This is a genomic window from Streptomyces sp. NPDC048277, from assembly GCF_040652235.1.
Classification (GTDB): Bacteria; Actinomycetota; Actinomycetes; order Streptomycetales; family Streptomycetaceae; genus Streptomyces.
Genome location: NZ_JBEZLQ010000019.1, coordinates 1 through 24,348, shown reverse-complemented (window position 1 = coordinate 24,348; position 24,348 = coordinate 1). Strand labels below are relative to the sequence as shown.

General features: G+C 71.6%; 20 protein-coding genes and 1 pseudogene. 13 read left to right on the top strand and 8 right to left on the bottom strand.

What is annotated here, in order from left to right; all coding sequences use genetic code 11:
• Window positions 1–17: 17 nt before the first annotated feature.
• From AB0D85_RS34295 to AB0D85_RS34270, 6 genes and pseudogenes are all read right to left on the bottom strand, one after another.
• Entirely contained in the window at window positions 18–1,412 is a 1,395-nt protein-coding gene (locus AB0D85_RS34295; protein WP_362328845.1) for an FAD-dependent oxidoreductase, read from the bottom strand.
• Complete coding sequence (locus tag AB0D85_RS34290; protein ID WP_362328843.1) at window positions 1,402–1,635, bottom strand: ferredoxin; 234 nt, start codon at window positions 1,633–1,635, stop codon at window positions 1,402–1,404. Before AB0D85_RS34290 ends, AB0D85_RS34295 begins: the two co-directional genes overlap by 11 nt.
• A gap of 212 nt (window positions 1,636–1,847) precedes the next feature.
• On the bottom strand, window positions 1,848–2,765 hold the full coding sequence (locus tag AB0D85_RS34285; RefSeq protein ID WP_362328841.1) for an NADP-dependent oxidoreductase: 918 nt from the start codon (window positions 2,763–2,765) through the stop codon (window positions 1,848–1,850).
• An 81-nt stretch (window positions 2,766–2,846) separates the two neighbouring features.
• Window positions 2,847–3,309: pseudogene (locus tag AB0D85_RS34280) on the bottom strand (AraC family transcriptional regulator).
• A gap of 54 nt (window positions 3,310–3,363) precedes the next feature.
• Entirely contained in the window at window positions 3,364–3,684 is a 321-nt protein-coding gene (locus AB0D85_RS34275; protein WP_362328839.1) for a protealysin inhibitor emfourin, read from the bottom strand.
• Window positions 3,685–3,729: 45 nt separating this feature from the next.
• Window positions 3,730–4,941, bottom strand: coding sequence for a M4 family metallopeptidase (locus AB0D85_RS34270; RefSeq protein ID WP_362328837.1), 1,212 nt, complete (start codon window positions 4,939–4,941; stop codon window positions 3,730–3,732).
• A gap of 536 nt (window positions 4,942–5,477) precedes the next feature.
• Here AB0D85_RS34270 and AB0D85_RS34265 point away from each other — a divergent pair.
• Entirely contained in the window at window positions 5,478–5,735 is a 258-nt protein-coding gene (locus AB0D85_RS34265) for a DUF6400 family protein (RefSeq protein ID WP_362328835.1), read from the top strand.
• A 34-nt stretch (window positions 5,736–5,769) separates the two neighbouring features.
• On the opposite strand, the gene AB0D85_RS34260 is transcribed toward AB0D85_RS34265, so the two are convergent.
• Window positions 5,770–6,732, bottom strand: a complete 963-nt coding sequence (locus AB0D85_RS34260; RefSeq protein WP_362328833.1) for a zinc-binding dehydrogenase — start codon at window positions 6,730–6,732, stop codon at window positions 5,770–5,772.
• A 139-nt stretch (window positions 6,733–6,871) separates the two neighbouring features.
• Between AB0D85_RS34260 and AB0D85_RS34255 the strand changes: the two genes are divergently transcribed.
• From AB0D85_RS34255 to AB0D85_RS34240, 4 genes are all read left to right on the top strand, one after another.
• Complete coding sequence (locus AB0D85_RS34255; RefSeq protein ID WP_362328831.1) at window positions 6,872–7,504, top strand: helix-turn-helix domain-containing protein; 633 nt, start codon at window positions 6,872–6,874, stop codon at window positions 7,502–7,504.
• A gap of 161 nt (window positions 7,505–7,665) precedes the next feature.
• Window positions 7,666–8,631, top strand: a complete 966-nt coding sequence (locus AB0D85_RS34250) for a polyphosphate kinase 2 family protein (RefSeq protein ID WP_362328829.1) — start codon at window positions 7,666–7,668, stop codon at window positions 8,629–8,631.
• Between the two features lie 71 nt (window positions 8,632–8,702).
• Entirely contained in the window at window positions 8,703–11,432 is a 2,730-nt protein-coding gene (locus tag AB0D85_RS34245; RefSeq protein WP_362328827.1) for an HAD-IC family P-type ATPase, read from the top strand.
• A 127-nt stretch (window positions 11,433–11,559) separates the two neighbouring features.
• On the top strand, window positions 11,560–12,024 hold the full coding sequence (locus tag AB0D85_RS34240) for a hypothetical protein (RefSeq protein ID WP_362328825.1): 465 nt from the start codon (window positions 11,560–11,562) through the stop codon (window positions 12,022–12,024).
• A gap of 59 nt (window positions 12,025–12,083) precedes the next feature.
• Here the strand turns inward: AB0D85_RS34240 and AB0D85_RS34235 are convergent, their stop codons facing one another.
• Window positions 12,084–12,437: a DUF805 domain-containing protein gene (locus AB0D85_RS34235; protein ID WP_362328823.1), complete on the bottom strand. Its 354-nt coding sequence runs from the start codon at window positions 12,435–12,437 to the stop codon at window positions 12,084–12,086.
• Window positions 12,438–12,607: 170 nt separating this feature from the next.
• Here AB0D85_RS34235 and AB0D85_RS34230 point away from each other — a divergent pair, with 170 nt between their 5' ends.
• The 8 genes from AB0D85_RS34230 to AB0D85_RS34195 all read left to right on the top strand — a co-directional run bounded on the left by AB0D85_RS34230 (window position 12,608) and on the right by AB0D85_RS34195 (window position 24,237).
• Complete coding sequence (locus tag AB0D85_RS34230) at window positions 12,608–13,456, top strand: hypothetical protein (RefSeq protein WP_362328821.1); 849 nt, start codon at window positions 12,608–12,610, stop codon at window positions 13,454–13,456.
• 109 nt (window positions 13,457–13,565) lie between these two features.
• Window positions 13,566–14,330: a TIGR03936 family radical SAM-associated protein gene (locus AB0D85_RS34225; RefSeq protein WP_362329140.1), complete on the top strand. Its 765-nt coding sequence runs from the start codon at window positions 13,566–13,568 to the stop codon at window positions 14,328–14,330.
• A 276-nt stretch (window positions 14,331–14,606) separates the two neighbouring features.
• On the top strand, window positions 14,607–18,680 hold the full coding sequence (locus AB0D85_RS34220; RefSeq protein ID WP_362328819.1) for an Rne/Rng family ribonuclease: 4,074 nt from the start codon (window positions 14,607–14,609) through the stop codon (window positions 18,678–18,680).
• Between the two features lie 268 nt (window positions 18,681–18,948).
• Complete coding sequence (rplU, locus tag AB0D85_RS34215) at window positions 18,949–19,269, top strand: 50S ribosomal protein L21 (RefSeq protein WP_272113185.1); 321 nt, start codon at window positions 18,949–18,951, stop codon at window positions 19,267–19,269.
• Window positions 19,270–19,283: 14 nt separating this feature from the next.
• Window positions 19,284–19,538: a 50S ribosomal protein L27 gene (gene rpmA / locus AB0D85_RS34210; RefSeq protein ID WP_020940020.1), complete on the top strand. Its 255-nt coding sequence runs from the start codon at window positions 19,284–19,286 to the stop codon at window positions 19,536–19,538.
• A 144-nt stretch (window positions 19,539–19,682) separates the two neighbouring features.
• Complete coding sequence (gene obgE, locus AB0D85_RS34205) at window positions 19,683–21,122, top strand: GTPase ObgE (RefSeq protein WP_362328816.1); 1,440 nt, start codon at window positions 19,683–19,685, stop codon at window positions 21,120–21,122.
• A gap of 229 nt (window positions 21,123–21,351) precedes the next feature.
• A complete protein-coding gene (locus AB0D85_RS34200; RefSeq protein ID WP_362328814.1) occupies window positions 21,352–22,902 on the top strand; it encodes an alkaline phosphatase D family protein in 1,551 nt (516 codons plus the stop codon).
• A gap of 114 nt (window positions 22,903–23,016) precedes the next feature.
• The gene (locus AB0D85_RS34195; protein WP_362328812.1) at window positions 23,017–24,237 is read left to right on the top strand and encodes a hypothetical protein; all 1,221 of its coding nucleotides are present in this window, start codon (window positions 23,017–23,019) and stop codon (window positions 24,235–24,237) included.
• Window positions 24,238–24,348: the final 111 nt, after the last annotated feature.

Sequence of the window (24,348 nt, the reverse complement as noted above, 5' to 3'; positions counted from 1 at the left end):
GTGATCAGGCATGGTGATCAGGCATGCGACGGAACGAACTCGACACGCCGTTCGCTCGGTGAGTGACCTGTCAGCGTGACGGTGGCCCCGTGGGTGGGCAGATGGGGGTCGGGGAAGGCCGGGTCGACCGGCTGCAGCGCCTCGGCGCGGCGGTCGACCGTGCGGTACGCCGGCGGGAACGGCGCGCCGGACGCGATCTGCTCCTCGTAGAACCCCAGCCACTTGCCCCCGTCGAAGGACGCCGCGGCGATGACGCGGCCGCGGTACCCGTACACCGCGACGAACCGCTCCTCGGTGAGCGTCCCCTGTGCGACGACCAGCTGGTCGCCCAGCGAGGGCACACCCACCGACTTGATGTTGACACCGAACTGGGAGGACCAGAACATCGGCAGCCACAGGTGCGGACGGCGCTCGGGGCCCGCGCAGATCATGTTGTGCGCGGCGATCTCGGCCTGTTCGACCGCGTTGCCCCAGTGCTCCAGCGCCAGGAACTGGTAGTCGAACAGGGGGTGGGGGCTGCGTGCGACATCGCCGGCGGCGTAGATGTCGTCGGTGACGATGCCGTTGACGTCGAACACCCGGCACCCGGCGTCGCAGGCGATCCCCCGGGGACCCGCGGCCAGCCCCGAGCCGACCAGCCATTCCGTGTTCCGCATGGCACCGAGCGAGACGACCGCCACCTCCACGTCGATCGCCGAACCGTCGGACAGATGGGCGCGCCGGAGCCGTCCCACGTCGTCGCCCTCCAGGGCGGTGACGCTGATGCCGCACCGCAGGTCGACACCGTGCCTGCGCTGCAGCCCGTCCGCGACCGCGCCGATCACCCCGCCGAGGGCGCCCACCAGCGGCGCCGGGCCGCGTTCGGCGACCGTGACGTTGATTCCCAACTCCCGGCAGGCGGAGGCGACTTCGGAGCCCGTGAAACCGGCGCCTATCACCAGCACCCGCGACACACCTCCGGAGAGTTTCCGGGTCAGGCGGGCGGAGTCGTCCCGGGTCCGCAGCACGAACACCCCGTCCAGCTCGGCCTGTTCCGGGTGGATCCAGGGCCGTGCCCTGGTCCCGGTGGCGATCAGCAGGCGGTCGTAGGGGACGGTGTCGCCGTTCGCCAGGCGTACCTTCTTGGCGTCCCGGTCCAGGCCCTCGGCGGCGACGCCCAGATGCCATTCGGCGTCGATGTCGCGCCGGCGCGGCAGCGCGGTGTCATCGGGCCGGGCCCGTCCGAGCAGCGCCTGCTTGGACAGCGGCGGCCGGTCGTAGGGCTCGTACGGCTCGTCGCCGATCATGGTCAGCGATCCCGTGAAGCCCTGGTCCCGCAAGGTCTCCGCGGCGCGCAGACCGGCCAGCGAGGCACCGACGACGACGATGCGGCCCTGGCGCCGCAGGACCTCGACGTCCGTGTCAGCCGACATGGGACTCCACCCGCCCGGTCAGGGTCGGCTCGTCCGAGTAGTCGACGAGAATGGCCTGGACCGGGCAGGCGGCAGCGGCCTTCTCCACCCGGTCACGGTGTTCCTCGTCGAAGCGAGGGGAGAACAGCAACGCTTCCTCGCCGTGCAGGGCGAAGACGTCCGGGGCGAGGAAGACGCACTGCGCGTATCCCTGGCACCGGTTGAGATCGACGACAAGCCTCATCTGGAACCCGCTCCCTGCTCGGTCCGCGGGCGCACGCACTCCGCGGACCCTGCGCTCGGTCCACACGATCGATCGGCATGCCTCCCCTCCAGGATCGGCTCCCGCGCAACGGCCCGCAAACCGGGAGCAGGGCCCCGAGCGGTCGCGCGCGCCGAGGCGGACGAGGGTTCCGCGCCGCTCGCGGGCCGCGGCCGAGCCGGACGCGACCGACGCTACGGCCGGAGCACGATCTTGCCGTGGGTGTGCCCGCGTTCCAGCTCGCGGAACGCCTCCCGTACCTGCTCCAGCGGGTAGGTGCGGGCGATCGGCACCACCAGCTCCCCGCGCGCGGCGAGCCGGGCGAGTTCGCCGAGCACGACCGCGGACGCCGCCGAGCCCTCTCCGTAGGTCCGCGCGCCGATCTCGGCCGCCGCCCGCCAGTCGCGGATCGTGTTGATCCGTTCGGGCCGCACGCCCAGCTCCACCGCCAGCCGCACATAGCCGTCGCCGAACGTGTCGATGAACGCGTCGACGCGCCCGCCGGCCGCCTGCCGGATGCGCTCGGCCGCGCCGTCCCCGTACTCGACCGGCACGACACCGCGTTCCTTCAGCCAGGCGTGGTTCCGTTCGCCCGCCAGCCCGATCACGGTGGCGCCGCGCCGCCGCGCGAGCTGTACGGCGAGCGAGCCGACGCCGCCCGCCGCGCCGGACACCACGACCGTGTCGGCCGGACCGGGGTCCACCGCGAACACACAGGCGTAGGCGGTCGTGCCCGCCACGTACAACGACCCGGCCACGTCCCAGGACAGCCCCTGCGGACGGGCGACCACGTGCACGTCGTCGACCACGACGAACTCCGCGTGGCTCGCCCTGCGGTGGGTGAAGCCCACGACCTCGTCGCCCACCGTGAAGCCGCGCACCTCCGGGCCCGTCTCCACCACGACACCGGCCAGGTCACTGCCCTGCCCGGAGGGGAACGTCGCTGGCCAGCGGCCGTGCCGCGCGCCCTCGCGGATCATCACCTCACCGGGCTGGATCCCGGCGGCGCGCACCTCGACCAGCACCTGCCCGGCGCCGGGCACCGGCCGCGCCACCTCCTCCACCCGCAGGACGTCGATCCCGCCGTACTCGTGGAACCGCACCGCTCTCATCGCGTGACCACCGCGCCTCCCCGCCCAAGTTTTGGATTTGCCTCAACTGCCAAGGGGCGAAGGCGTATTCCGCGGCGGGTGTCAGCGCAGCGCGGCCTCGCCCGTGCGGACGGCACGCAGGGCGCGCTCGACAGTCTCCTCGTTCTCGCCGACCGGGGCTCCGCCGGCCGTGGCGATGTTCCCCTCGGCGTGGAACGGCGCGTCCAGCACGGTGACGCCGCAGGCCTCCACGAAGGGCCGGCTCTTGCGGTCCGTGCAGGCCGGCATGGAGTTGAGCAACCCGAGCCGGGCGAGTACCAGCGCGCCGGAGCACTGCGCGCCGATCAGCTGCCGCGAGGGGGCGAGCCGCAGCCTGGACACCAGCCGGTCGTCGGCGACCACGTCCCGCGTCCGCACCCCGCTGCCGACGAGTACGACGTCGGCCTCGGTCACGAACTCCATGGGGCGCTGCCCGGTCACCTCGACGCCGTTCATGGATCAGCGCGGAGGCGATGAAGCTGTCGAGTTCGTTGAATCCGTCGAAGGTGAGTACGGCTACCTGCATGGCATCTCCTCGGAGCACAGCATGTGCGCCGAGGAGATGCCAGGCGGGCCGGGTTCACCCTCGCCCGTCCGGCTGCGCGAAGTACTGCTCCAGTCGGCCGAGGAGGGCCGCGAACGCCGGGGACATGGTGGTGTCCGACTGGGTGAGTACGGTCGTACGGCCGCCGTCCTCCACCGTGATCGTGTAGCTCATGGCGTCCGGGGCAGGGCGGCCGTGCGGCCGTTCCTTCCCGGCCTCGGGGACGGCCGCCGCCACCAGCCGGGCGAGTTCCGCCGCGGCGTCCGAGGGCAGGGTGCCGGAGTCCAGCGTCCTGGGCGGGAGGCGGAGGTTGATGCCGGCCGCCTGCCCGCCGTGGGTCACCAAGGTCACCTTCATCGTCGTAGAACCCGTCGTAGGACCGCCCGCGTCACCCGCGGGCGGTCACCTGCTCGCCTTCAGCGCGGTCACGTCCTTGGACAGGCCCGTCACCTGGGCGGCCAGTGCGCCGATCTGCTTGCTCAGGGCGGCCAGACCGTCCTCCCGGCCGACCGCGCCGTCGCGGCCGGCGGCGAGGCTGCGGGCCCGGGCGACCCCGGTGGGGACCCCGCTGATCTGGATGCCCACGTCCTGCCAGGCCGTCAGCACGGCCAGTTGTTCGGCGCTGCCCGCCCCGTACAGTCCCTCGGCCTTCTGGTACGTGGTGTCCGCGAAGTCCTGGAACTGGGTCTCCGCGTCGGACGCCTTGAGCGACTCGTACCAGATGAGTCCGGGGGCCTCCCACGCGAAGCCGCCGATGCCGGTGGCCGCCAGGTAGAACGCCTTGTTCGGAATACCGGAGTTGATGTGCACCCCGCCGAAGTCGCCGTTCTCGGTGTCGGGCAGATTGACGTACTTGCTCATGTGGTCGGGCTGCGGGTCCTTGCCGAGCAGCGGGTTGTCGTACGCGTGCCCCGGGTCCTTCATCGAACGCAGCGCGTCGCCCTCGATGCCCGGGGTGAAGATCTCGGGCCCGATCATCCAGTCGGCCTCGTCGACGGACTGCTTCAGCGACCACTGGTTGACCAGGCACCCGAAGACGTCCGACACCGACTCGTTCAGGGCCCCCGGCTGGTTGTGGTACGCGAGTCCCGCGGTGTTCTCGGTGACTCCGTGCGTCAACTCGTGGGCGATGACGGTGAGGGACCCGGTGAAGTCGGTGAAGATCCGTCCGTCCCCGTCACCGAAGACCATCTGCTGCCCGTCCCAGAACGCGTTGTTGTAGTGCGTGCTGAAGTGGACGTACCCGTCCAGGCGCATTCCGTGGTCGTCGATCGAATCGCGGTTGAACACGTCGTGGTAGAAGTCGCGCGTCGTGCCCAGCCCGTCGAACGCCCGGTTGACCGACTCGTCCGCGGACGCGGCTCCGTCCTCCGTCCGGACCAGCACCGCTAGGGGCAGCATCCTGCCGTTCTGGCAGTCGAAGACGGTGCGCCGGCCGTTGCCCGGGGTGGCGATGCCGGCGAAGGACGCCCTGACCGTGCGCTCGCCCCGCAGGGAGGCGGTGGTCAGCAAGGTGGCCAGGGCGGCCTTGTGCACTTCGGCGTCGTCACTTCTCAGGAGCTTTTCGAGAAGGTGCGGAGGAACGATGCAGTTGAGGCGGCAGGTCCTGGTCATGGGATACCTCGGATGCAATCGGATGCACATCGGATACAAGAGTTCGGATGCAAGAGGAGCGGCGAGTGTGGGGATCTTCGCGTTTCGGCACAACCGGCCCGTCCTGACCTGCTTGGCCGTCGTCACGACGGCGGCGCGCCGAAGGCGCTGATCACCGAGAGGGGTGCGGACGGCTCCCGCGCGAGGGCGAGACGCCTTCGGACATGCGGGCAGAGCCGTGTGGCGAGCGGTTCCGCCGTCCCCGTCGTGGGCGGGTCGGAGGGGCGGAAACCGTGTCTGTCTCGATTATCCGCTCGACCGCCCCGGGCCGCACCCCGAGCGCCGACTCCACCGGGTCTCAACACCGCACGCGTGACGGCTGGTTGCCGATGGCCGCCGATGGTTGCCGGCGAAACGGTCGCCACGCGCGGCCCGGCACGCCTGTGTCCGATCGGTCCCGCGCTGTCGGTGCCGGTGTGCGTGGTGTGTCGTTGACCTGCTGTGATGTGCCCCACGGACCCTTGTCGTGGCCGGATCGCATGCCTAAATTCGGTCATATGTCCACTTCTGATGCCGCCCTTCCCTCCGAGCCGGTCGACTTCGCCGTCGATCTCACCGGGCACGAGATGACCCGGCGCGCCCATGTCATGGAGGCGCTCGGCGCCGACTGGGACCCCGTCGCGATGGTGCGGGGCGAGGAGGAGGCGTACGACATGCTCTACTCCGGGCTCGACGAGGAACAGCAGCGGGTGTACGACGCGCTCCTCGCGGCCGGTGTGCTTCCCCGGCGCGGCGGAGGCGACGCTTCCGCCTGACCTCCGGGTATACGGCGCCGGCCGCGGGTGACGGTCACGGCGTGAGCACGATGCGGCCGAACACCTCTCCGGCGTCCATCTTCCGGTGCGCCCGTACGGCCTGCTCCAGCGGCAGCGAGGCGTGCACCACCGTGTCGAGTCCGCCGCGGTTCGCGGCGGCGAACTGCTCGGTCATGACGGCACGCCGCTCGGCCGCGCCCACCGTGTCGGCGCTGAAGGTCGCGAACGACAGGGACCTGCGGAACGCCGCCATCAGGCTCATCCCGAAGTCGGCCGGCGGCGGTCCCGCGACCATGCCGACGGCCACGAGGCGGCCGTTCGGGTTGAGCCGGTCGAGGAACGACGGCATGTCCGCACCCGCCACGACGTCGATGACGACGTCATAGCCGGCGGGCGCGTCCCCGTCCCCCGCGCCGGAGCGGTCCAGCACATGGGTCGCGCCGAGCCCGCGCAGCCGTTCGCCGCGCCCGGCCGACGACGTCGTGACCGCCACCGCACCGGCGCCGCCCCGGGCCGCCAGCTGCACCGTCATGATCCCGATGCCGCCGGCCCCGCCGCGCACCAGCACCGACTCACCGGGCCCGAAGCGGGCGTGGGCCAGGGCGAAGTGGGCCACCACCCCGGAGTTCCCGAGTGTCACCGCGTCGGCCGCGGACAGGTGCGCGGGGAGGGGGAGGATCTGCTCGACCGGGGCGACCGCCTGTTCCGCACAGCCCCCGCCCGTACCGGTGAACGCCCATACCCGGCGGCCGAGCCACGACGTGTCGACGCCGTCGCCGACGGCGGTCACCGTGCCCGCCACCTCGCCGCCGGGGACATGGCCCTCGGTGAAGCCGTAGGCGGCGAGCGCACCGCTCCGGATCAGGGCGTCGACACCGCCGACCCCGATCGCCTCGGTCGTGATCAGCACCTGTCCGGCGGCGGGAACCGGCGCCGGGAGGTCGATGACGGCCAGGCCCTCGGGGCCGCCGAACGTGCGGATGACGACTGCTTTCACGATGGTCTCCTGCCTGATAGGGGGATCGAGCGGGACCGGGCTGTCCGCCCGTTTCGGACGCCCGTTTCGCACGCCGGCTTCCGGTCGCCCGTTTCGGACGCTAACCGGAGCCGCCGTCCGGCTGGCTAATGTGAGAGCGGTGACCGACCGTTTGTCTCACTCGCTGCGCTCCGACGCCGAGGACAACCGCGCGCGCATCCTCGACGCGGCCCGTACGCTGTTCGTCACCGAGGGGCTGAACGTGCCGATGCGCGCGATCGCCCGGCGCGCCGGGGTCGGCCCCGCCACCCTGTACCGCCGGTTCCCGACCAAGCGGGACCTGGTCACCGAGGCCTTCGCGGACCGGATACGGGCCTGCCACACCATCGTCGACGAAGCACTCGCCGACCCGGATCCCTGGCGCGGCTTCCGTCTCGTGATCGAGCGGGTCTGCGAACTGCGCGCGCACGACCGGGGATTCAGCGAGGCCTTCATGGCGGCCTTCCCCGACGCGATGGACTTCGCCGCGGACCGCGCGGACACGCTGAAGGCGGTCGCGAGACTCGCCGACCGCGCGAAGGGCACCGGCCGGCTGCGCCCCGACTTCGTCCTGGACGACCTGATTCTCATGATCATGGCCCACCGGGGCCTCCACGCCGCGTCGACGGCCACCCTGGTCGCGGCCTCCCGGCGCTACGCCGCGCTGGTGATCCAGGCGTTCCAGGACTCCCCGGCGCACTCCGCCGCTGCCTCCGGCCGCACGGGAACGGCCCGAACCACCCGCCAGGGGTGAGGCCGGTTCCGGCGCCCGGCCGGATGCTGCTGCACAGGCAGGGTCGGCTGTCGCCGGGACGGTGCGGGTCGGGTGGGCCGGGCCGGCCGGGCGGCGACCACCGACCGTGCTGGCGGACAGGCGGCGAAGGGGCGGACGGGCGATGAAGGGGTGAACGGGCGATGGGCGACGACAGGGCCGCGCGCATAGCGGAGTTCATCGAGCCTCTACGGGTCGAGCCCGGGAGCAAGGTGCGGCTGGCCGAGGACTTCGACCCCGGTTTCAAGGCCGGTGTCCGCAAGAAGGAGGACGGCGTCGAACTGCTCCGCAGCGGTATCGAACTTCTGGCCGACTATCAGCGGCGGCTGGCCGCCCAGGACACCTACGGGGTGCTGCTGTGCCTGCAGGCGCTGGACGCCGCGGGCAAGGACGGCACCATTCGCCATGTCATGAGCGGAGTGAACCCGCAGGGCGTACGCGTGTCCGGCTTCAAGGTGCCCTCGGACGAGGAACTCGACCACGACTACCTGTGGCGCTACGCCCGTGAGCTGCCCCGGCGCGGAGAGATCGGCATCTTCAACCGCTCCCACTACGAGGAAGTGCTCGTGGTACGGGTGCATCCGGAGAACCTGCGCCGCGAGAAGCTGCCCGACTCGGCACGCGGACCGGACGTGTGGGAGCGCCGCTACCGGGAGATCAACGACTGGGAGCGCTATCTCAGCGACAACGGCTTCAGGATCGTAAAACTGTTTCTGAACCTGTCGAAGGAAGAACAGCGCACCCGTTTCCTCAAACGCATCGACGTTCCCGAGCGGAACTGGAAGTTCTCGTCCGCCGACGTGCGCGAGCGGGCCCGCTGGGACGACTACCAACGGGCGTTCTCGCAGATGCTGTCCGCCACCAGCACGCAATGGGCGCCCTGGTACGTCGTCCCCGCCGACCACAAGTGGTTCGCCCGGGTGTGCGCGGCCGCCGTGCTGGCACACACCCTGATCGACATCGACCCGCGGTATCCGCAGGTCGGCGACGAGGCGCGGCATGCGCTGGCCGAGGCCAGACGGGAACTGGAGGCGGAGGCACCCGAGCCCAAAGAGACGAAAAAGAAGAAGGCGAAGAAAAAGAAGAATGAGCACAAGGGGCGCGATTAACGCGAAAAACCGGGACCGCCCATGAGCAACAGGGGCGTGAGCGACGGGGAGCTGGATCGGAGGCACCTTCCATGGCCGCGCAGACAGACGCCGCGCAGAACCGGGCGGCCGACGACCGGACGTGGTACACCCGACCGCCGGACGAGGTGGCCGCCGCCTTCGGTGTGGATCCGGCCGCCGGACTCTCCGCGGCCCGGGCCGCCGAACTGCTGCGTACACACGGCCCGAACGCGCTGCCCGAGGAGAAGGTGCCGCCGGGCTGGCGCCGCTACCTCGCCCAGTACCGCAGCTACATGCAACTGGTCCTGGTGGGTGCCGCCGTGGTCTCCCTCGTCATCAAGGAGTGGAGCACCGGTGTCCTGCTGCTCGTCCTGACCGTCCTCAACGCCGTCGTCGGGATGCGCCAGGAAGGCAAGGCGGACAGCGCCATGAACGCGCTGAAGTCGATGATGAAGGCGACCGCGCGGGTGCGCAGGGACGGCACCGAGTCGAAGATCCCCGCCGAGGAGGTCGTACCGGGTGACGTGGTGCTGCTCACGGCGGGCGACGAGGTGCCGGCGGACGGCCGTGTCGTCGCGGCGAACGCCCTGCAGATCGACGAGTCGGCGCTGACCGGCGAGAGCGTCCCGGCCGCGAAGGAGACGGGGACGCTCACCGGAACCGGCCTGCCGCCCGGGGAGCGCCACAACATGGCGTTCATGAACACCCCCGTCACCCACGGCAGCGGCACCGTCGTCGTCACGGCGACCGGCGCCGGCACCGAACTCGGCCGTATCTCGGGCATGTTGTCGAGCACACCCCGGGAGGCCTCGCCGCTGACCCGCGAGATGGACCGGCTCACCCTGTGGATCACGGGCACGGCCGGCCTGACGATGATCCTGATGTTCGCGCTGGGCCGCAGCCGCGGTACGGCGTGGGACGCGCTGTTCGTCAGCGCCGTCTCGCTGGCGATCGCCGCCATCCCGGAGGCCCTGCCCACCGTGTCCCAGACGATCCTGTCCATCGGCGCCATCGACCTGTCCCGGCGCCGGGCGATCGTGAAGGACCTGCCGTCGGTGGAGGCGCTGGGATTCACCTCGGCGATCAACTCCGACAAGACCGGCACCCTCACCATGAACCAGATGACCGTGGTGGAGGTCGTCGACCCCGGCGACCGCTACACCGTCTCCGGGACCGGCTACGGCCTGGAGGGCAGGATCCGGCACGCGATCGGCAGCGCCCCGGACATCACGGACGCGATCCTGCCCTACCTGGTCGCCAACGACGCCCGGCTGGTCGACGGCAAGGTGGTCGGCGACCCCACCGAGGGCGCCCTGCTGGTCCTCGGCCACAAGGCCGGCCTGGACGTCGACGCCACCCGTCAGCGGCTGCCCCGGCTGGCCGTGCTGCCCTTCGACCCCTCCTACAAGCTGATGGCCACCTTCAACAAGGCCACCGACGAGACCGGCCGCCCCGTCGTGCGCTGCTTCGTGAAGGGCGCGGCGCCCGCCCTGATGGACCGGGCCGCCACCGCACTGCGCCAGGGCACCTCCGTCCCGTGGGACGACGCGCTGCGGCAGCGGGCGCAGCAGCACGTCGAGCGGATGGGCGGCGAGGGCCTCAGGGTGATGGCCGCCGCCCGCCGCGACCTCGACCCGGCGGCCTTCGACCCGGACGGCGACCTGCTCGGCCATGTCACCGGCCTGCAGCTGACCAGCCTGGTCGGGATGGTCGACCCGCCCCGCGCCGAGTCGAAGGCCGCCGTCGCCGACGCGCAGGCCGCGCACATCAGGGTCCGGATGGTGACCGGCGACGACGTCGTCACCGGCGCCGCCATCGCCCGCCAGCTCGGCATCGAGGGCGAGGCCGTGCTCGGCGCGGACTTCGCCGCCCTGCCGGAGAGCGAACGGCTGGCCAGGATCGACGGCATCGGCGTCGTCGGCCGGGTCGCGCCCGAGCACAAGGTGCTGCTCGCCGAGACCCTGAAGAAGAAGCGCCGCGTGGTGGCCATGACCGGCGACGGCGTCAACGACGCCCCCGCCATCAAGGCGGCCGACGTCGGCATCGCCATGGGGTCGGGGACCGAGGTCGCCAAGAACGCGAGCCGCCTGGTGCTCGCCGACGACAACTTCGCCACGATCGTCTTCGCCGTCGAGCAGGGCCGCAAGATCTACGACAACCTCACCAAGTACATCCGGTTCGTGCTCGTCCTGCTCGTGGTGTTCGTGCTGACGTTCCTCGGCGCGACCCTGTTCGACATCGCCGCCGGAGAGCCCTTCACCCCGGCGCAGGTGCTGTGGATCCACTTCTTCGTCAACGCGGCGTTCGGTTTCGCGCTCGGCTTCGACCGGCAGAGCCCCGGCCTGATGGCCCGCCGGCCACGGCCGCGCGGCGCGCATGTGCTGTCCCGGGGCGTGCTGCTCACCGTCGGCCTGTCCGGCCTCGCGATCACCATCGGCCTGCTCTGCCTGATCGAACTCGGCACCTCGCGCTACGGCAGTACCGCGATCGGCCAGTCGATGGCGTTCACGTCCTTCGCGCTCTGCCTGATCGTGGCCGCGCTGGAGTGCCGCAGCGAACGGGACACCGTGCTCACCACCGCCAGTTTCGACAGCAGACAGATGAACCGGGCCATGCTGATCGAGTTCGTCCTCGCCGTCCTGGTCACCCAGCTGGACGCCTTCCGCCGGCTGCTCGGGACGACCGAACTGAACCTGGCCCAGTTCGCCTGGACGCTGGTCCCGGCACTCGCGCTGCTGGCGCTGTGGGAACTCGGCAAGTTCCTCGCCCGCTGGAACGGCCGACCCGCCCCGCGGGCCTGACACGCCCCGCGGGGACGGATCTCGCGGACGGCTGCGAAACCGTGACACGACCGCCATGGAAGGCGAACCGGTCCGGCCGCACAATCGGGAAACCGGGGACCGGCGAGCGACGGGGGAGACGGCGGACATGGAACTGGAACTGGGTTACGACCTGTTGGGCGGCCGGCTGCGCTCCATCGGGGACGTCCAGCTCGACTACGGCAGCTGGGGCGGCAGGCCGCGGACGCTCGGGCCGCATCCGCTGGAGTACGACCTGCTCGGGAGCCGGCTGCGGCGCATCGGCGACACCGAGATCGGCTACCCGCGCCTGAGCAGCGTCCCGAGGACGTTCGGCACCTGGGACGTCGACTGCGCCGCCTGGTCCGGGATTCCGCGCCGCATCGGCCCCTACCCGGTGGACCACCCCAGGTTCAGCGGCCGGGTGCGCGCGATCGGCCCGCTCGACGTCTCCTACGACCTCCTGGGCAGCCGCCCCCGCCGCATCACCCTCCCGAAGGACTGGACCGCCCTTCCCGACGACCTCCTCCGCGTCCTCTTCCTGGTCCTGCACCTCCAGACCGAACGCAACAAGCGCTCGTCCTCCGCCGCTTAGGCCGCAACAGGCCGAAGGCCCGCCGGACGGATCCGGCGGGCCTTCGGGGTGACACAGAGTCAGACGGCGTCCGCGTACTTCGGGTTGGGGCCGTACTGGTTCTCCTCGGGCTTGCCCTCGGAGGCGAGCCAGACGATCAGGATGATCGTGCCGACCAGCGGGATGAGGGCGATCAGGATCGCCCAGCCCGAACGGCCGATGTCGTGCAGCCGGCGGACCGCGACGCCCAGACCGGGCAGGAAGACCGCGAGGCTGTAGAGCGCGCCGAGGGCGGAGAACCCGATGACCCGTCCGACGACCGCCAGCACAATGCTGATGATCACGTTGAACAGGAAGAACATCCAGTATTCCTGTCGGCGCGCGCGCCCGCTGAACACCGCGTACTTCTTCAGTACGTCCACGTACCAGTTCATTACTCGTCCCCCCGGGGATCAAGGCTTGATTGGCCCCCAGCAAATCAAGCCGCCATGGCCGGTTCCATCCAGATTGGCGTGCGCGGGTCAACTGTTACTGTCTCGCTGCCATTCGGTGATCAAGGGCGGCATATCGCATCCGCGCGGCACGCGATAGCGTCTCTTCGGCCATGGACATGCAGAAACAGCCGCAACGGCAGCCGCAGCCACAGCACCCCGAGGGGTGCCTCGTCGTCGCGATCAGAATCCCCGTGCGGATCTTCGTGTTCCTGGTGGTGCTGCCGGTACGCCTCCTCTGGGACGCGTGCGCCGCCGTCGCACGGTTCTTGTGGCGGTACGTCCTCACCCCGGTGGCACGCGCGATCGGCCGGGTCCTCCACAAGCTCGTCGTCGTCCCCCTGATCTGGCTGTACCGGTACCTGCTCACGCCCCTCGGCCACGCCCTCGTGTGGCTCTACGCGCGCGTGCTCACCCCGACCGGCCACGCCCTCGTGTGGTTCCACACGCGCGTGCTCACCCCGATCGCCCACGCGCTCGTACGGCTCCTCACGCCCGTCGCGAAGGCCGTCGCCCGGGTGATCGACATGCTCGGCACCGCCCTGTACTGGATCGCCCGCGTCCTCCTCGTCCTGCCCGCCCTCGCCCTGTGGCGCTGGATCCTCGCCCCGGCCGGACACGTCCTCGGCATCGTCCTCAGGGAGATCGGGGAGGCCCTCGGCCACGCCTGGCGGGCCGCCGGGTACGTCGCACGAGCCACCGGACGGGTTCTCGGGACCCTCTTCCGGTGGATCTTCCTGGAGCCCGCGCGATGGCTGTACCGGACCGTCCTCACCCCGGTCGGGCACGTCGTACGCGACCTCGTACTGCACCCGGCCGCCCAGGCCGCACGCGCGATCGGCCGCGCCGTACACCAGGCCCGTGCCGACCTGCGCCGCGCTCTCTTCGGCGAGCCGCGCCAGCCGGCGGCCCTGGACCGGCGGGAACCCGCGGGCCGCGACACACGTACTCTTGGTGGATAGCAGTACACAGCGGTACGGCCGACAGCGGTACGGCCGCCCTCACCAGAACCACGAAGGACTGACGACACTGGGCAAGCGACAGCCCGAAGGCCCGCCGCCCGCACCCGCGGTGCAGCGCATCCGACTGCGCTACACCAAGCGCGGCCGCCTCCGGTTCACCAGCCACCGTGACTTCCAGCGCGCCTTCGAGCGTGCGCTGCGCCGCTCCGATGTGCCGATGGCCTACTCGGCGGGGTTCACACCGCACCCGAAGGTGTCGTACGCCAATGCCGCACCCACCGGCACGGGCAGCGAGGCCGAGTACCTGGAGATCGCGCTCACCGCACCCCGGGACCCGGAGCGGCTGCGCGCACTCCTCGACGAGTCCCTGCCAGCCGGGCTCGACATCGTCGACGCGGTCGAGGTACGGACGTCCGGGCTGGCCGACCGGCTCACCGCCTCCGTGTGGGAGCTGCGGCTGGCCGGGCAGGACCCGGCGGAGGCCGAGAAGGCCGTCGCCGCGTTCAACGCCGCCCAGTCCGTGGAGGTCCGGCGCACCACCAAGAACGGCGTCCGCACCTTCGACGCCCGCCCCGCCGTCGTACAACTTGAAACACAGAGTGAAACGGCTGATAGGCCGACCGACCAGGCCTGTGCGATACTGCGGCTGGTTGTTCGGCACGTGACGCCTGCCGTACGACCCGACGACGTCCTGTCCGGTCTCCGCGCCGTGGCCGACCTGGCGCCGCCGGTCCCCGCAGCGGTGACCAGGCTGGCGCAGGGGCTGCTCGATGAAGAGACCGGCACGGTGACCGACCCGCTCGCGCCCGACCGCGAGGCAGCCGAGGCCCTCTCGAAGGCCGAACCGACTGCCGCCGCGACGGTGCCGGCGTAAGGAAGGTCCCGCGAAGGACGGACGTCGAAGCGCCGCCCTCGTACTCGGGAGCCACCTGGGTCGGGCAGCGCACCGACCAGAAGACTTTCGCCAGGCCGTCCGCGACAAGGCGTACGGAACCGGCGAGACAGGACACAGAGAGCTCCTGTGCGGCGCCCGCGCCCCACACGGCGGCACCGCGCACCGCGCGAGCCGCGGACGTCACCGGCGGTCGCTCGAACCGATCGACGCCGGACCAGGCGCGGCGCCCGGGAGCCTGACGGGAGAACCGCCCGCATGCTCGAACCGACCGAGCCCACCGAGGGCTCCGAACTGAACAGCCCGAGCGACACCCTGCCCCCGCGCAGGCGTCGCCGTGCCGCGTCCCGCCCCGCGGGACCGCCCACCGAGGCAGCGGCCGAGACGGAGACCGAGGCCACCGTGCCGGCCATACCGGCCGCCGAAGTGACGCAGGAAGCCGCCGAGGCCGTCGACGCCGTCGAGGAGGCCGTGCCGGCTCCGCGCACGCGCCGTCGTGCGACCCGCCGGGCGTCCGCGCCCGCCGGTGCCCCCGAGGCCGCGGAGGCCGTGGAGACGGTCGTGGCCGCCGTCGCCGACGAGCCCGCCGAGACCGCGGTCGCCGACGCGGCCGCCGTGGAGAGCGGCGAGGACGCCACTCCGCCTCGTACGCGCCGTCGTGCCACGCGCCGCGCCTCCGCACCCGCCGGAACCCCGGCCGCCGTGGCCGAGACCGAGCCTCAGGAAGCAGCCGAGGTTTCCGCGGCCGTTGAGGCCGCTGAGGCTCCCGAGGCCGTCGAGGAGGCCGCGCCCGCGCCCCGGACGCGTCGCCGTGCCACCCGCCGGGTGTCCGCGCCCGCCGGTGCCCCCGAGGCCGCCGACGAGGCCGCGGCCACGACCGTTGCCGCGGAGACCGCCGTGACCGTCGAGACCGTCGAAGAGGCCGCGCCCGCCGTCCCCGAGCCGGTGGCCGAGGCCGCCGCCGAGGAGACCGCGCCGCGTACCCGTCGCCGTGCCACCCGCCGGGTCTCCGCGCCCGTCGGCGCCCCCGAGGCCGCTGCCGCCGAGACGGCCGTCGCCGAGGCCCCCGCCGCCGAGGAGCCGCAGGCCGCGCCCGTCGAGACCCCGGCCGCCGAGCCCGCCGAGGCCGAGTCGCCGCGTCGCCGGCGCCGGGTCGTGCGCCAGGCCGCCATCGGGTTCTCCGAGCCCGCCGCGGCCGCCGCCGAGGAGGAGCCGCAGCGCCGTCCGGCCCGGCCCGCCGTGGCCGTGTTCCAGGCGCCCGTGTTCACCGAGCCGAGGTTCCAGACCGCGCAGCGCGCCGCCGCCGAAGCGGCCGCCGAGGCCGCCGTCGCCGAGGAGACCGAGGAGGCCCCGGCGACCACGACGTCCGCCGCGTCCACCTCGTCCACGGCAGTCACGTCGTCCGCGGCAGCCGCCTTCGCGGCGGACTCCGCCGAGCAGGCCGACGCCGGTTCGCGCCGCCGTCGCCGTCGCCGGGGCGCCGCCGAGGAGGCCCCGGTCGCCGAGGCACCCGCCGAGGACGGGACCGAGGAGCCGGAGGAGTCCGTCGAGGACATCGCCGAGGGCGAGGACGAGGCCGAGGAGGCCGGTTCCCGCCGTCGCCGCCGCCGTGGTGGCCGTCGTCGCCGCCGCGGTGACGCCGCCGACGGCGAGGCGGACGAGCTCGCCGCCGAGCAGGCCGAGCAGGACGCCGAGGACACCGCCGAGCAGGAGGAAGAGGACGAGGAGGACGACGAGGCGCACGACGAGGCCGGCGGCTCCTCCTCCAGCAGCCGTCGCCGCCGCCGTCGTAGGCGCCGCGCCGGGGACACCTCCGTCGACACCGAGCCCGACGAGGGCGACCCGGAGCGCACGGTCGTCAAGGTCCGCGAGCCCCGCAAGCCGTCCGAGCCGTCCGACGAGGTGCAGTCCATCAAGGGCTCCACGCGTCTGGAGGCCAAGAAGCAGCGCCGCCGCGAGGGCCGCGAGCAGGGCCGCCGCCGCGTCCCGATCATCACCGAGGCCGAGTTCCTCGCCCGCCGCGAGGCCGTCGAGCGCGTGATGGTCGTCCGCCAGCACGGCGACCGCACCCAGATCGGCGTCCTGGAGGACGGCGTGCTCGTCGAGCACTACGTCAACAAGGAGCAGTCGACCTCGTACGTCGGCAACGTCTACCTGGGCAAGGTCCAGAACGTCCTGCCGTCGATGGAGGCCGCCTTCATCGACATCGGCAAGGGCCGCAACGCCGTCCTCTACGCCGGCGAGGTCAACTTCGAGGCGCTGGGCATGGCCAACGGCCCCCGTCGCATCGAGTCCGCCCTGAAGTCCGGCCAGTCCGTGCTCGTCCAGGTGACCAAGGACCCGATCGGCCACAAGGGCGCCCGCCTGACCAGCCAGGTCTCCCTCCCGGGCCGCTACCTCGTGTACGTCCCCGAGGGCTCGATGACCGGCATCAGCCGCAAGCTGCCCGACACCGAGCGCGCGCGTCTGAAGACCATCCTCAAGAAGATCGTCCCCGAGGACGCGGGCGTCATCGTGCGCACCGCCGCCGAGGGCGCCAGCGAGGACGAACTGCGCCGCGACGTCGAACGCCTGCAGGCGCAGTGGGAGGACATCCAGAAGAAGTCGAAGAACGGCAACGCCCCGACGCTGCTGTACGGCGAGCCGGACATGACCGTCCGGGTCGTCCGCGACATCTTCAACGAGGACTTCTCCAAGGTCATCGTCAGCGGCGACGAGGCCTGGGACACCGTCCACGGCTACGTCTCCCACGTCGCCCCCGACCTCGCGGGCCGGCTGTCGAGGTGGACCTCCGAGGTCGACGTCTTCGCCACCTACCGGGTCGACGAGCAGCTGTCCAAGGCGCTGGACCGCAAGGTCTGGCTGCCCAGCGGCGGTTCGCTGGTCATCGACCGGACCGAGGCGATGGTCGTCGTCGACGTCAACACCGGCAAGTTCACCGGCCAGGGCGGCAACCTCGAAGAGACGGTGACCCGCAACAACCTGGAGGCGGCCGAGGAGATCGTCCGCCAGCTGCGGCTGCGCGACCTCGGCGGCATCATCGTCATCGACTTCATCGACATGGTCCTGGAGTCCAACCGGGACCTGGTGCTGCGGCGCCTGCTCGAATGCCTCGGGCGGGACCGTACGAAGCACCAGGTGGCCGAGGTCACCTCGCTGGGCCTCGTCCAGATGACCCGCAAGCGGGTCGGACAGGGCCTGCTGGAGTCGTTCTCCGAGACCTGCGTGCACTGCAACGGCCGCGGTGTCATCGTCCACATGGAGCAGCCGAGCTCCGGCGGCGGTGGCGGCGGCAAGCGCAAGAAGCGCGGGCGCGGCGGTGACGGGCACGAGCACGACCACGACCACGAGGTGCACGAGACGCACGAGGCCGTCGCCGACGGTGCCGTCGAGCACGCCGAGGCCGTCCAGGCGATCGAGACGGCGGCCGAGGTCGCGGCCGAGGCCGCCACGCCGGTCGCGCTGCCCGCGCCCGAGTTCACGCCGGACGAGGAGCTGTACAGCAGCGTCGCCGAGGCGGAGGCCGCGGCAGGCCGCCACCGCACCCGCCGCCGGGCGGGCCGCCGGGCCTCGGCTCCGGCCGGCGCCCCCAGGGAGCGCGCGGCCCGGTCTGAGGCCGCGGCGGCCCAGGCACCGGTGACCGAGGTGCCGGTGACCGAGGCGCCGGCCGCTGCCGAGGTGCTCGCCGAGCCGGTCGCCGTCGAGGCCCCGGCGGTCGAGGCCGCCGTGGTCGAGGTCCCGGCGGCGCCGGAGGCTCCGGCTGCCGAGGAGGCCGCGCCCAAGGGCCGTACGCGTCGGCGTGCGACCCGCAAGGTGTCGGCGCCCGCCGGTTCCCCGGCAGGGGCCGAGGCGGCCGTGGTGACCGTCGTCGCCGAGAGCGCGCCGGTCGCCGTCGAGGAGCCCGAGCCCGTGGTCGAGGCGGCCGCGCCCGCCGAGAGCGCCGCTCCGGCCCGCCCGCGCCGTCGCGCGGTCCGCAAGGCCACCGCGCCCACCGCGCCGGAGGAGACGGCCGTCCTGGTCGTGCCCTCCGTGGAGGAGCCGGCGGCCGAGGCCCCGGCGTCCGAGGAGGCTCCCGCTCCCGCCGGGGCGCCCGCCGCCGAGACCGCCGAGGAGACCGTCGAGGAGGCCGTCCCGGCCAAGAAGACGGCCCGTAAGACGGCCGCCAAGAAGACCGCGGCGAAGAAGACGGCCGCCAAGAAGACCGTTGCCAAGAAGACGGCCGCGAAGAAGACGACGACGGCCAAGAAGGCGGCCAAGACCGCCAAGACGGCCGCCGCCAAGTCGACGGCGAAGAAGACCACCACGGTCGCCACCGCCGCCGACGAGGGCTGACGCCCGGGTGCGGGACCGGTCCGAGTGACCGGTCCCGCACGCTCCGGGGCCCATTCCGAGTGACCGGCCCCACACCCGCGGGGCCCGGTTTGACCCTCTCGGCCACCGCCCCGTAACCTTGACCGTCGGCGTGTCCATGGATATGAGGACGCGCCACATCCCCGTAAACCTTTTCCTCTCGGGCCGTTCCGGCTGAGAGAGGCCGCCCGCGTTCGCCGGGCGGCTGGACTGCGGGGGTGTCGTTCCCGAGCGAGAGAGTGAGATCCGCGTGTACGCCATCGTGCGCAGCGGTGGTCGCCAGCACAAGGTTGCTGTCGGCGACATCGTTGAGGTTGACAAGATTTCCACCGCCAATGTTGGCGACACGGTCGAGCTCTCGACCCTGCTCGTTGTCGACGGCGACGCCGTGACCAGCGACCCGTGGGTGCTGGCCGGCATCAAGGTCCAGGCCGAGGTCGTGGACCACCACAAGGGCCAGAAGATCGACATTCTGCGCTACAAGAACAAGACCGGTTACCGCCGTCGCCAGGGCCACCGCCAGCAGTACACGGCGATCAAGGTCACTGAGATCCCCACGGCTGCGAAGTAAGGGACTGAGAACAGATGGCACACAAGAAGGGCGCATCGTCCACCCGGAACGGTCGCGACTCCAACGCCCAGCGGCTCGGCGTGAAGCGCTTCGGCGGTCAGGTCGTCAACGCGGGTGAGATCCTGGTCCGTCAGCGCGGCACCCACTTCCACCCGGGTGCGGGCGTCGGCCGCGGCGGCGACGACACGCTGTTCGCGCTGCAGCCCGGCGCGGTGGAGTTCGGTACCCACCGTGGCCGCAAGGTCGTGAACATCGTTCCGGTCGCCTGAATCAGTCCCTGATTCACGGCACTGCCAGAACGCATCGCGAGGCGGACCTCACTTCCCGGTCGGGAAGGCGGGTCCGCCTTTCGCGTGTTACGCAAGAGACAAAGTCGTACGAACGAACGTTTACCGTGCTGGAGGCACCCCACCATGACCACCTTCGTGGACCGCGTCGAGCTGCACATCGCCGCGGGTAACGGAGGCCACGGCTGTGCCTCCGTACACCGGGAGAAGTTCAAGCCGCTCGGCGGCCCCGACGGCGGAAACGGCGGCCGCGGCGGCGACGTCGTCCTGACCGTCGACCAGTCGGTGACGACACTCCTCGACTACCACCACTCCCCGCACCGCAAGGCCACCAACGGCAAGCCCGGCGAGGGCGGCAACCGGGCGGGCAAGGACGGCCAGGACCTGGTCCTGCCGGTCCCCGACGGCACGGTGGTCCTCGACAAGGCCGGCAACGTCCTCGCCGACCTCGTCGGCCACGGCACCTCCTACATCGCCGCCCAGGGCGGCCGCGGCGGCCTCGGCAACGCGGCCCTCGCCAGCGCCCGCCGCAAGGCCCCCGGCTTCGCCCTGCTCGGCGAGCCCGGCGACCTCCAGGACATCGTCCTGGAGCTGAAGACCGTCGCCGACGTGGCCCTGGTCGGCTACCCGAGCGCCGGCAAGTCCTCGCTGATCTCCGTGCTGTCCGCCGCCAAGCCGAAGATCGCCGACTACCCGTTCACCACCCTCGTCCCCAACCTGGGCGTGGTGACCGCCGGCTCCACCGTCTACACCATCGCCGACGTCCCCGGACTCATCCCCGGCGCCAGCCAGGGCAAGGGCCTGGGCCTGGAGTTCCTGCGCCACGTCGAGCGGTGCAGCGTCCTCGTCCACGTCCTCGACACCGCCACCCTGGAGTCCGAGCGCGACCCCCTCTCCGACCTCGACGTCATCGAGGAGGAGCTCAAGCAGTACGGCGGCCTCGACAACCGGCCCCGCATCGTCGTCCTCAACAAGACCGACGTCCCCGACGGCAAGGACCTCGCCGAGATGGTCCGCCCCGACCTGGAGGCCCGCGGCTACCGCGTCTTCGAGGTCTCCGCGGTCGCCCACATCGGCCTGCGAGAGCTGACCTTCGCCCTCGGCGACCTGGTCGCCAAGGCGCGCTCCGCGAAGCCCAAGGAGGAGGCGACCCGCATCGTCATCCGGCCCAAGGCCGTCGACGACGCGGGCTTCACCGTCACCCAGGAGGACGACGGCCTCTACCGGGTCCGCGGCGAGAAGCCCGAACGCTGGGTCCGCCAGACCGACTTCAACAACGACGAGGCCGTCGGCTACCTCGCCGACCGCCTCAACCGCCTCGGCGTGGAGGAGCAGCTGATGAAGGCGGGCGCCCGCGCGGGCGACGGCGTCGCCATCGGCCCCGAGGACAACGCCGTCGTCTTCGACTGGGAGCCGACCATGATGTCCGGCGCCGAGATGCTCGGCCGGCGCGGCGAGGACCACCGCTTCGAGGAGCAGCGGCCCGCCGTGCAGCGCCGCCGCGACCGCCAGGCGGAGCGGGACGAGGCCCTCGGCGAGTACGACGACTTCGACCCGTTCGAGTAACGCGGCCGTCGGCCTCCCCGGATCCCGAGGCCGGCTGATCTACCGTCAGACCCGTTGTGGCCGGGACCCGTTCCCGTTCCCGGCCGCGGCGGGTTTTCCGCTGTCTGCGCACTTGTCTACCTAGTTGTCATGCACGCGCATGTTCTTGTTCAGCGGGCGGACCGTCCGGCCGGGGGAGCCTCCGAAGGTCAGACCGTCCAGAAGGCCACTCTGGCAAGGGAGTCCGCGCATGACCGGAGCACCATCGCCCGACCGTCGCCGCTTTCTGACCACCGGTGCCGCCGTCCTCACCGCCGCCGCATCCGCCCAGCTCTGGCTGCCCTCCGCCGCCCGAGCCGTCGAAACCCCCCTGCCCGACGGCGTGTTCAGCCTCGGCATCGCCTCCGGCGACCCGCTCCCCGACGGCATCGTGCTCTGGACCCGGCTCGCCCCCGACCCCCTGCACGGCGGCGGCATGCCCGACGAGATCGTCCCCGTCGCCTGGGAGATCGCCGAGGACGAACGCCTCCACAAGGTCGTCCGCCGCGGCACCGCCCACGCCCGGCCCGAGTACGGGCACAGCGTTCACGTGGATGTACGAGGACTGCGCCCCGACCGCGCCTACTGGTACCGCTTCCGCGCCGGCGGCCGGATCTCCCCGACCGGCCGCACCCGCACCGCACCCCACCCGCACACCAAGGGCGGCACCCTGCGCGTGGCCCTGGCCTCCTGCCAGAACTGGCAGCACGGCTACTTCACCCCGTACGCCGACATGCACGCCCAGGACCCCGACCTCGTCCTCTTCGTCGGCGACTACATCTACGAGTCCGCGCCGTCCTCGACGGCCGTACGACGGCACGAGGGGACCGGAGAGCCGTACACCCTGGTCCAGTACCGCAACCGCTACGCCCAGTACCGCAGCGACCCCGACCTCGCCGCGATGCACGCGAACGCGCCCTGGGTGGTCACCTTCGACGACCACGAGGTCGACAACGACTGGGCCGGCGAGATCCCCCAGGACCCTGGCAAACAGTCCCACGACGCGTTCGTCGCCCGGCTCACCGCCGCCTTCCAGGCCTACTACGAACACATGCCGGTCCGGGCCACCGCGATCCCCACGGGGCCGCACATCCAGATGTACCGCCGCCTCGAATTCGGCCGCCTGGTCCGCCTCAACGTCCTCGACACCCGGCAGTTCCGCAGCGACCAGGTCACCAGCCAGACCGCCGCCGAGGACCCCTCGCTCACCATGCTCGGCGCCGGACAGAAGCAGTGGCTGCTCGACGGACTGCACGACTCGCCGGCCCGCTGGAACCTGATCGCCTCGCAGATCATGATGGCCGAGACCGACATCCTGCCCGGCGCCGGAAAACTCTGGTACTACGACGCCTGGGACGGCTACCAGGTGGAACGCAACGCCCTGCTGGACGAGTTCGCCTCGGTCCGCAACCCCGTCGTGCTCAGCGGCGACCGCCATCTGACCATGATCAGCGACCTGAAGAAGAACTTCGCGGACCCGTCCTCGGACGTGGTCGGCGCGGAGTTCGTCGGCACCTCCATTTCCAGCAACGGCGACCAGGACCAGGCCGCCTTCCACGCCCAGTGGGACCCGCTGAAGGCCGACAACCCGCACTGGAAGGTCATCGACGCCCACCGCGGCTACCACCTCTTCGACATCCGCCGCGACGGCATCGACGCGCGCGTGCGCGTCGTCGACACCGTCGTCCGGCCACAGGCCACCGCGAGCACCCTCGCCACCCTGCGCGTCGAGACGGACGAACCCGGCGTACAGGTCGTGTGACCCGCGAACCGGACACCCCGAAGGTCAAGTCTGTGTAACAGGAGCCTGGGACTCATCTGTGTCCCAGGCTCCTCTCAGGTGAACCTAAGGTAAACGTCTTACCTTCCGTTAACCATGGAGACGGACTGTACGAGAGGCGAAGCCCCGGTGAACAACGCCCCGATAGGCCCCATCGGTCCCCTTACCACCCTGCCCGCCGGCACCCGCCTGCTGCACATAGGCCCGCACAAAACCGGGACCACGGCCATCCAGGGCGCCCTGTTCGCGGCCAAGGACCAGCTGCCCGAGCACGGCGTGGAATTCCCGGCGACCACCCGGCACCCGATGGAGGCCGCCCTCGCCGCCTGTGCCCGGCCCGCGATGATGGGCGACACCGTGCCCACCGACAAGCACTGGACGCGGCTGCTCCAGCAGGTCGAGGCCACCGGCACCCGTACCTCGGTGATCAGCAGCGAGTTCTTCGCCGACGCCCCCGACGACGAGACCATCGCCCGCATCGTCGACCAGCTCGGCGGCGAACGCGTCCACATCCTCGTCACCCTGCGCCCCATCGCCAAGATCATGCCCTCGCAGTGGCAGCAGTACGTCCAGAACGGACTGCGCATGGGCTACGAGAACTGGCTGGAGCACATGCTCCGCAAGGCCCCCTACGAGCAGCCCAACCCCAGCTTCTGGCGCCGCCACCGGCACGACCGGCTCGTCGAACGCTGGATCCGCGCGGTCGGCCCCGACCGGGTCACCGTCGTCGTGGTCGACGACCGGGACCGGGACGGCCTGATGCGCACCTTCGAAGCGCTGCTCGGACTGCCCGAAAACCTTCTCAGGCCCGTCCCGGACACGGCGAACCGCTCCCTCACCCTCGCCGAGACCGAAATGCTGCGAAAGCTCAACGTGGAATTCCGCGGCAATGGACTGCCCGACGAGCTCTATTCCAAGCTCGTCCGCAACGGCGCCGTCATGCATATGAAGAACGCGTGCAGCCCCACCGCCGAGGACGTGAAGATCTCCACCCCCGCCTGGGCCGTCGAGGCCGCCGGCCGTATCGGTGCCGAGATGGTGGAACGCATCGCCGCCATGGGCGTCCGCGTCATCGGCGACCCGGCCCTGCTCTCCGCCCTGCCCGCCATCCCCGCACAGCCGGGACCGCCCGCCGCCGAGGCCCGCATCGCACCGGAGGTCGCCGCCCAGGCGCTGTACGGCGCACTCGCCGCGGCCGCCGCGGCCCCGGTACGCCACACCGCCGAGGCGAAGTCCCGCACGGTGCACCAGACGTCGTCGAAGGAACTCGTACGGGTCCTGGGGCACCGATGTCTCAAGAAGCTGCGGCGCCAGTGAGGACGGCTTAGCTGCGCTAGCCTCGCCGTTTCGGTTGGAGTGAGGCCGGATGCGGGGCGGAATTACGAAAGTGCCTTCTGAGCTGGAACGATGAACCTTGTCGAGGGGTTC

Coding starts and splice junctions, on each gene's coding strand:
- AB0D85_RS34295 (WP_362328845.1), bottom strand. CDS start 1,412: ATGTCGGCTGACACGGACGTCGAGGTCCTGCGGCGCCAGGGCCGCATC.
- AB0D85_RS34290 (WP_362328843.1), bottom strand. CDS start 1,635: ATGAGGCTTGTCGTCGATCTCAACCGGTGCCAGGGATACGCGCAGTGC.
- AB0D85_RS34285 (WP_362328841.1), bottom strand. CDS start 2,765: ATGAGAGCGGTGCGGTTCCACGAGTACGGCGGGATCGACGTCCTGCGG.
- AB0D85_RS34275 (WP_362328839.1), bottom strand. CDS start 3,684: ATGAAGGTGACCTTGGTGACCCACGGCGGGCAGGCGGCCGGCATCAAC.
- AB0D85_RS34270 (WP_362328837.1), bottom strand. CDS start 4,941: ATGACCAGGACCTGCCGCCTCAACTGCATCGTTCCTCCGCACCTTCTC.
- AB0D85_RS34265 (WP_362328835.1), top strand. CDS start 5,478: ATGTCCACTTCTGATGCCGCCCTTCCCTCCGAGCCGGTCGACTTCGCC.
- AB0D85_RS34250 (WP_362328829.1), top strand. CDS start 7,666: ATGGGCGACGACAGGGCCGCGCGCATAGCGGAGTTCATCGAGCCTCTA.
- AB0D85_RS34245 (WP_362328827.1), top strand. CDS start 8,703: ATGGCCGCGCAGACAGACGCCGCGCAGAACCGGGCGGCCGACGACCGG.
- AB0D85_RS34240 (WP_362328825.1), top strand. CDS start 11,560: ATGGAACTGGAACTGGGTTACGACCTGTTGGGCGGCCGGCTGCGCTCC.
- AB0D85_RS34235 (WP_362328823.1), bottom strand. CDS start 12,437: ATGAACTGGTACGTGGACGTACTGAAGAAGTACGCGGTGTTCAGCGGG.
- AB0D85_RS34230 (WP_362328821.1), top strand. CDS start 12,608: ATGGACATGCAGAAACAGCCGCAACGGCAGCCGCAGCCACAGCACCCC.
- AB0D85_RS34220 (WP_362328819.1), top strand. CDS start 14,607: ATGCTCGAACCGACCGAGCCCACCGAGGGCTCCGAACTGAACAGCCCG.
- rpmA (WP_020940020.1), top strand. CDS start 19,284: ATGGCACACAAGAAGGGCGCATCGTCCACCCGGAACGGTCGCGACTCC.
- obgE (WP_362328816.1), top strand. CDS start 19,683: ATGACCACCTTCGTGGACCGCGTCGAGCTGCACATCGCCGCGGGTAAC.
- AB0D85_RS34200 (WP_362328814.1), top strand. CDS start 21,352: ATGACCGGAGCACCATCGCCCGACCGTCGCCGCTTTCTGACCACCGGT.
- AB0D85_RS34195 (WP_362328812.1), top strand. CDS start 23,017: ATGGAGACGGACTGTACGAGAGGCGAAGCCCCGGTGAACAACGCCCCG.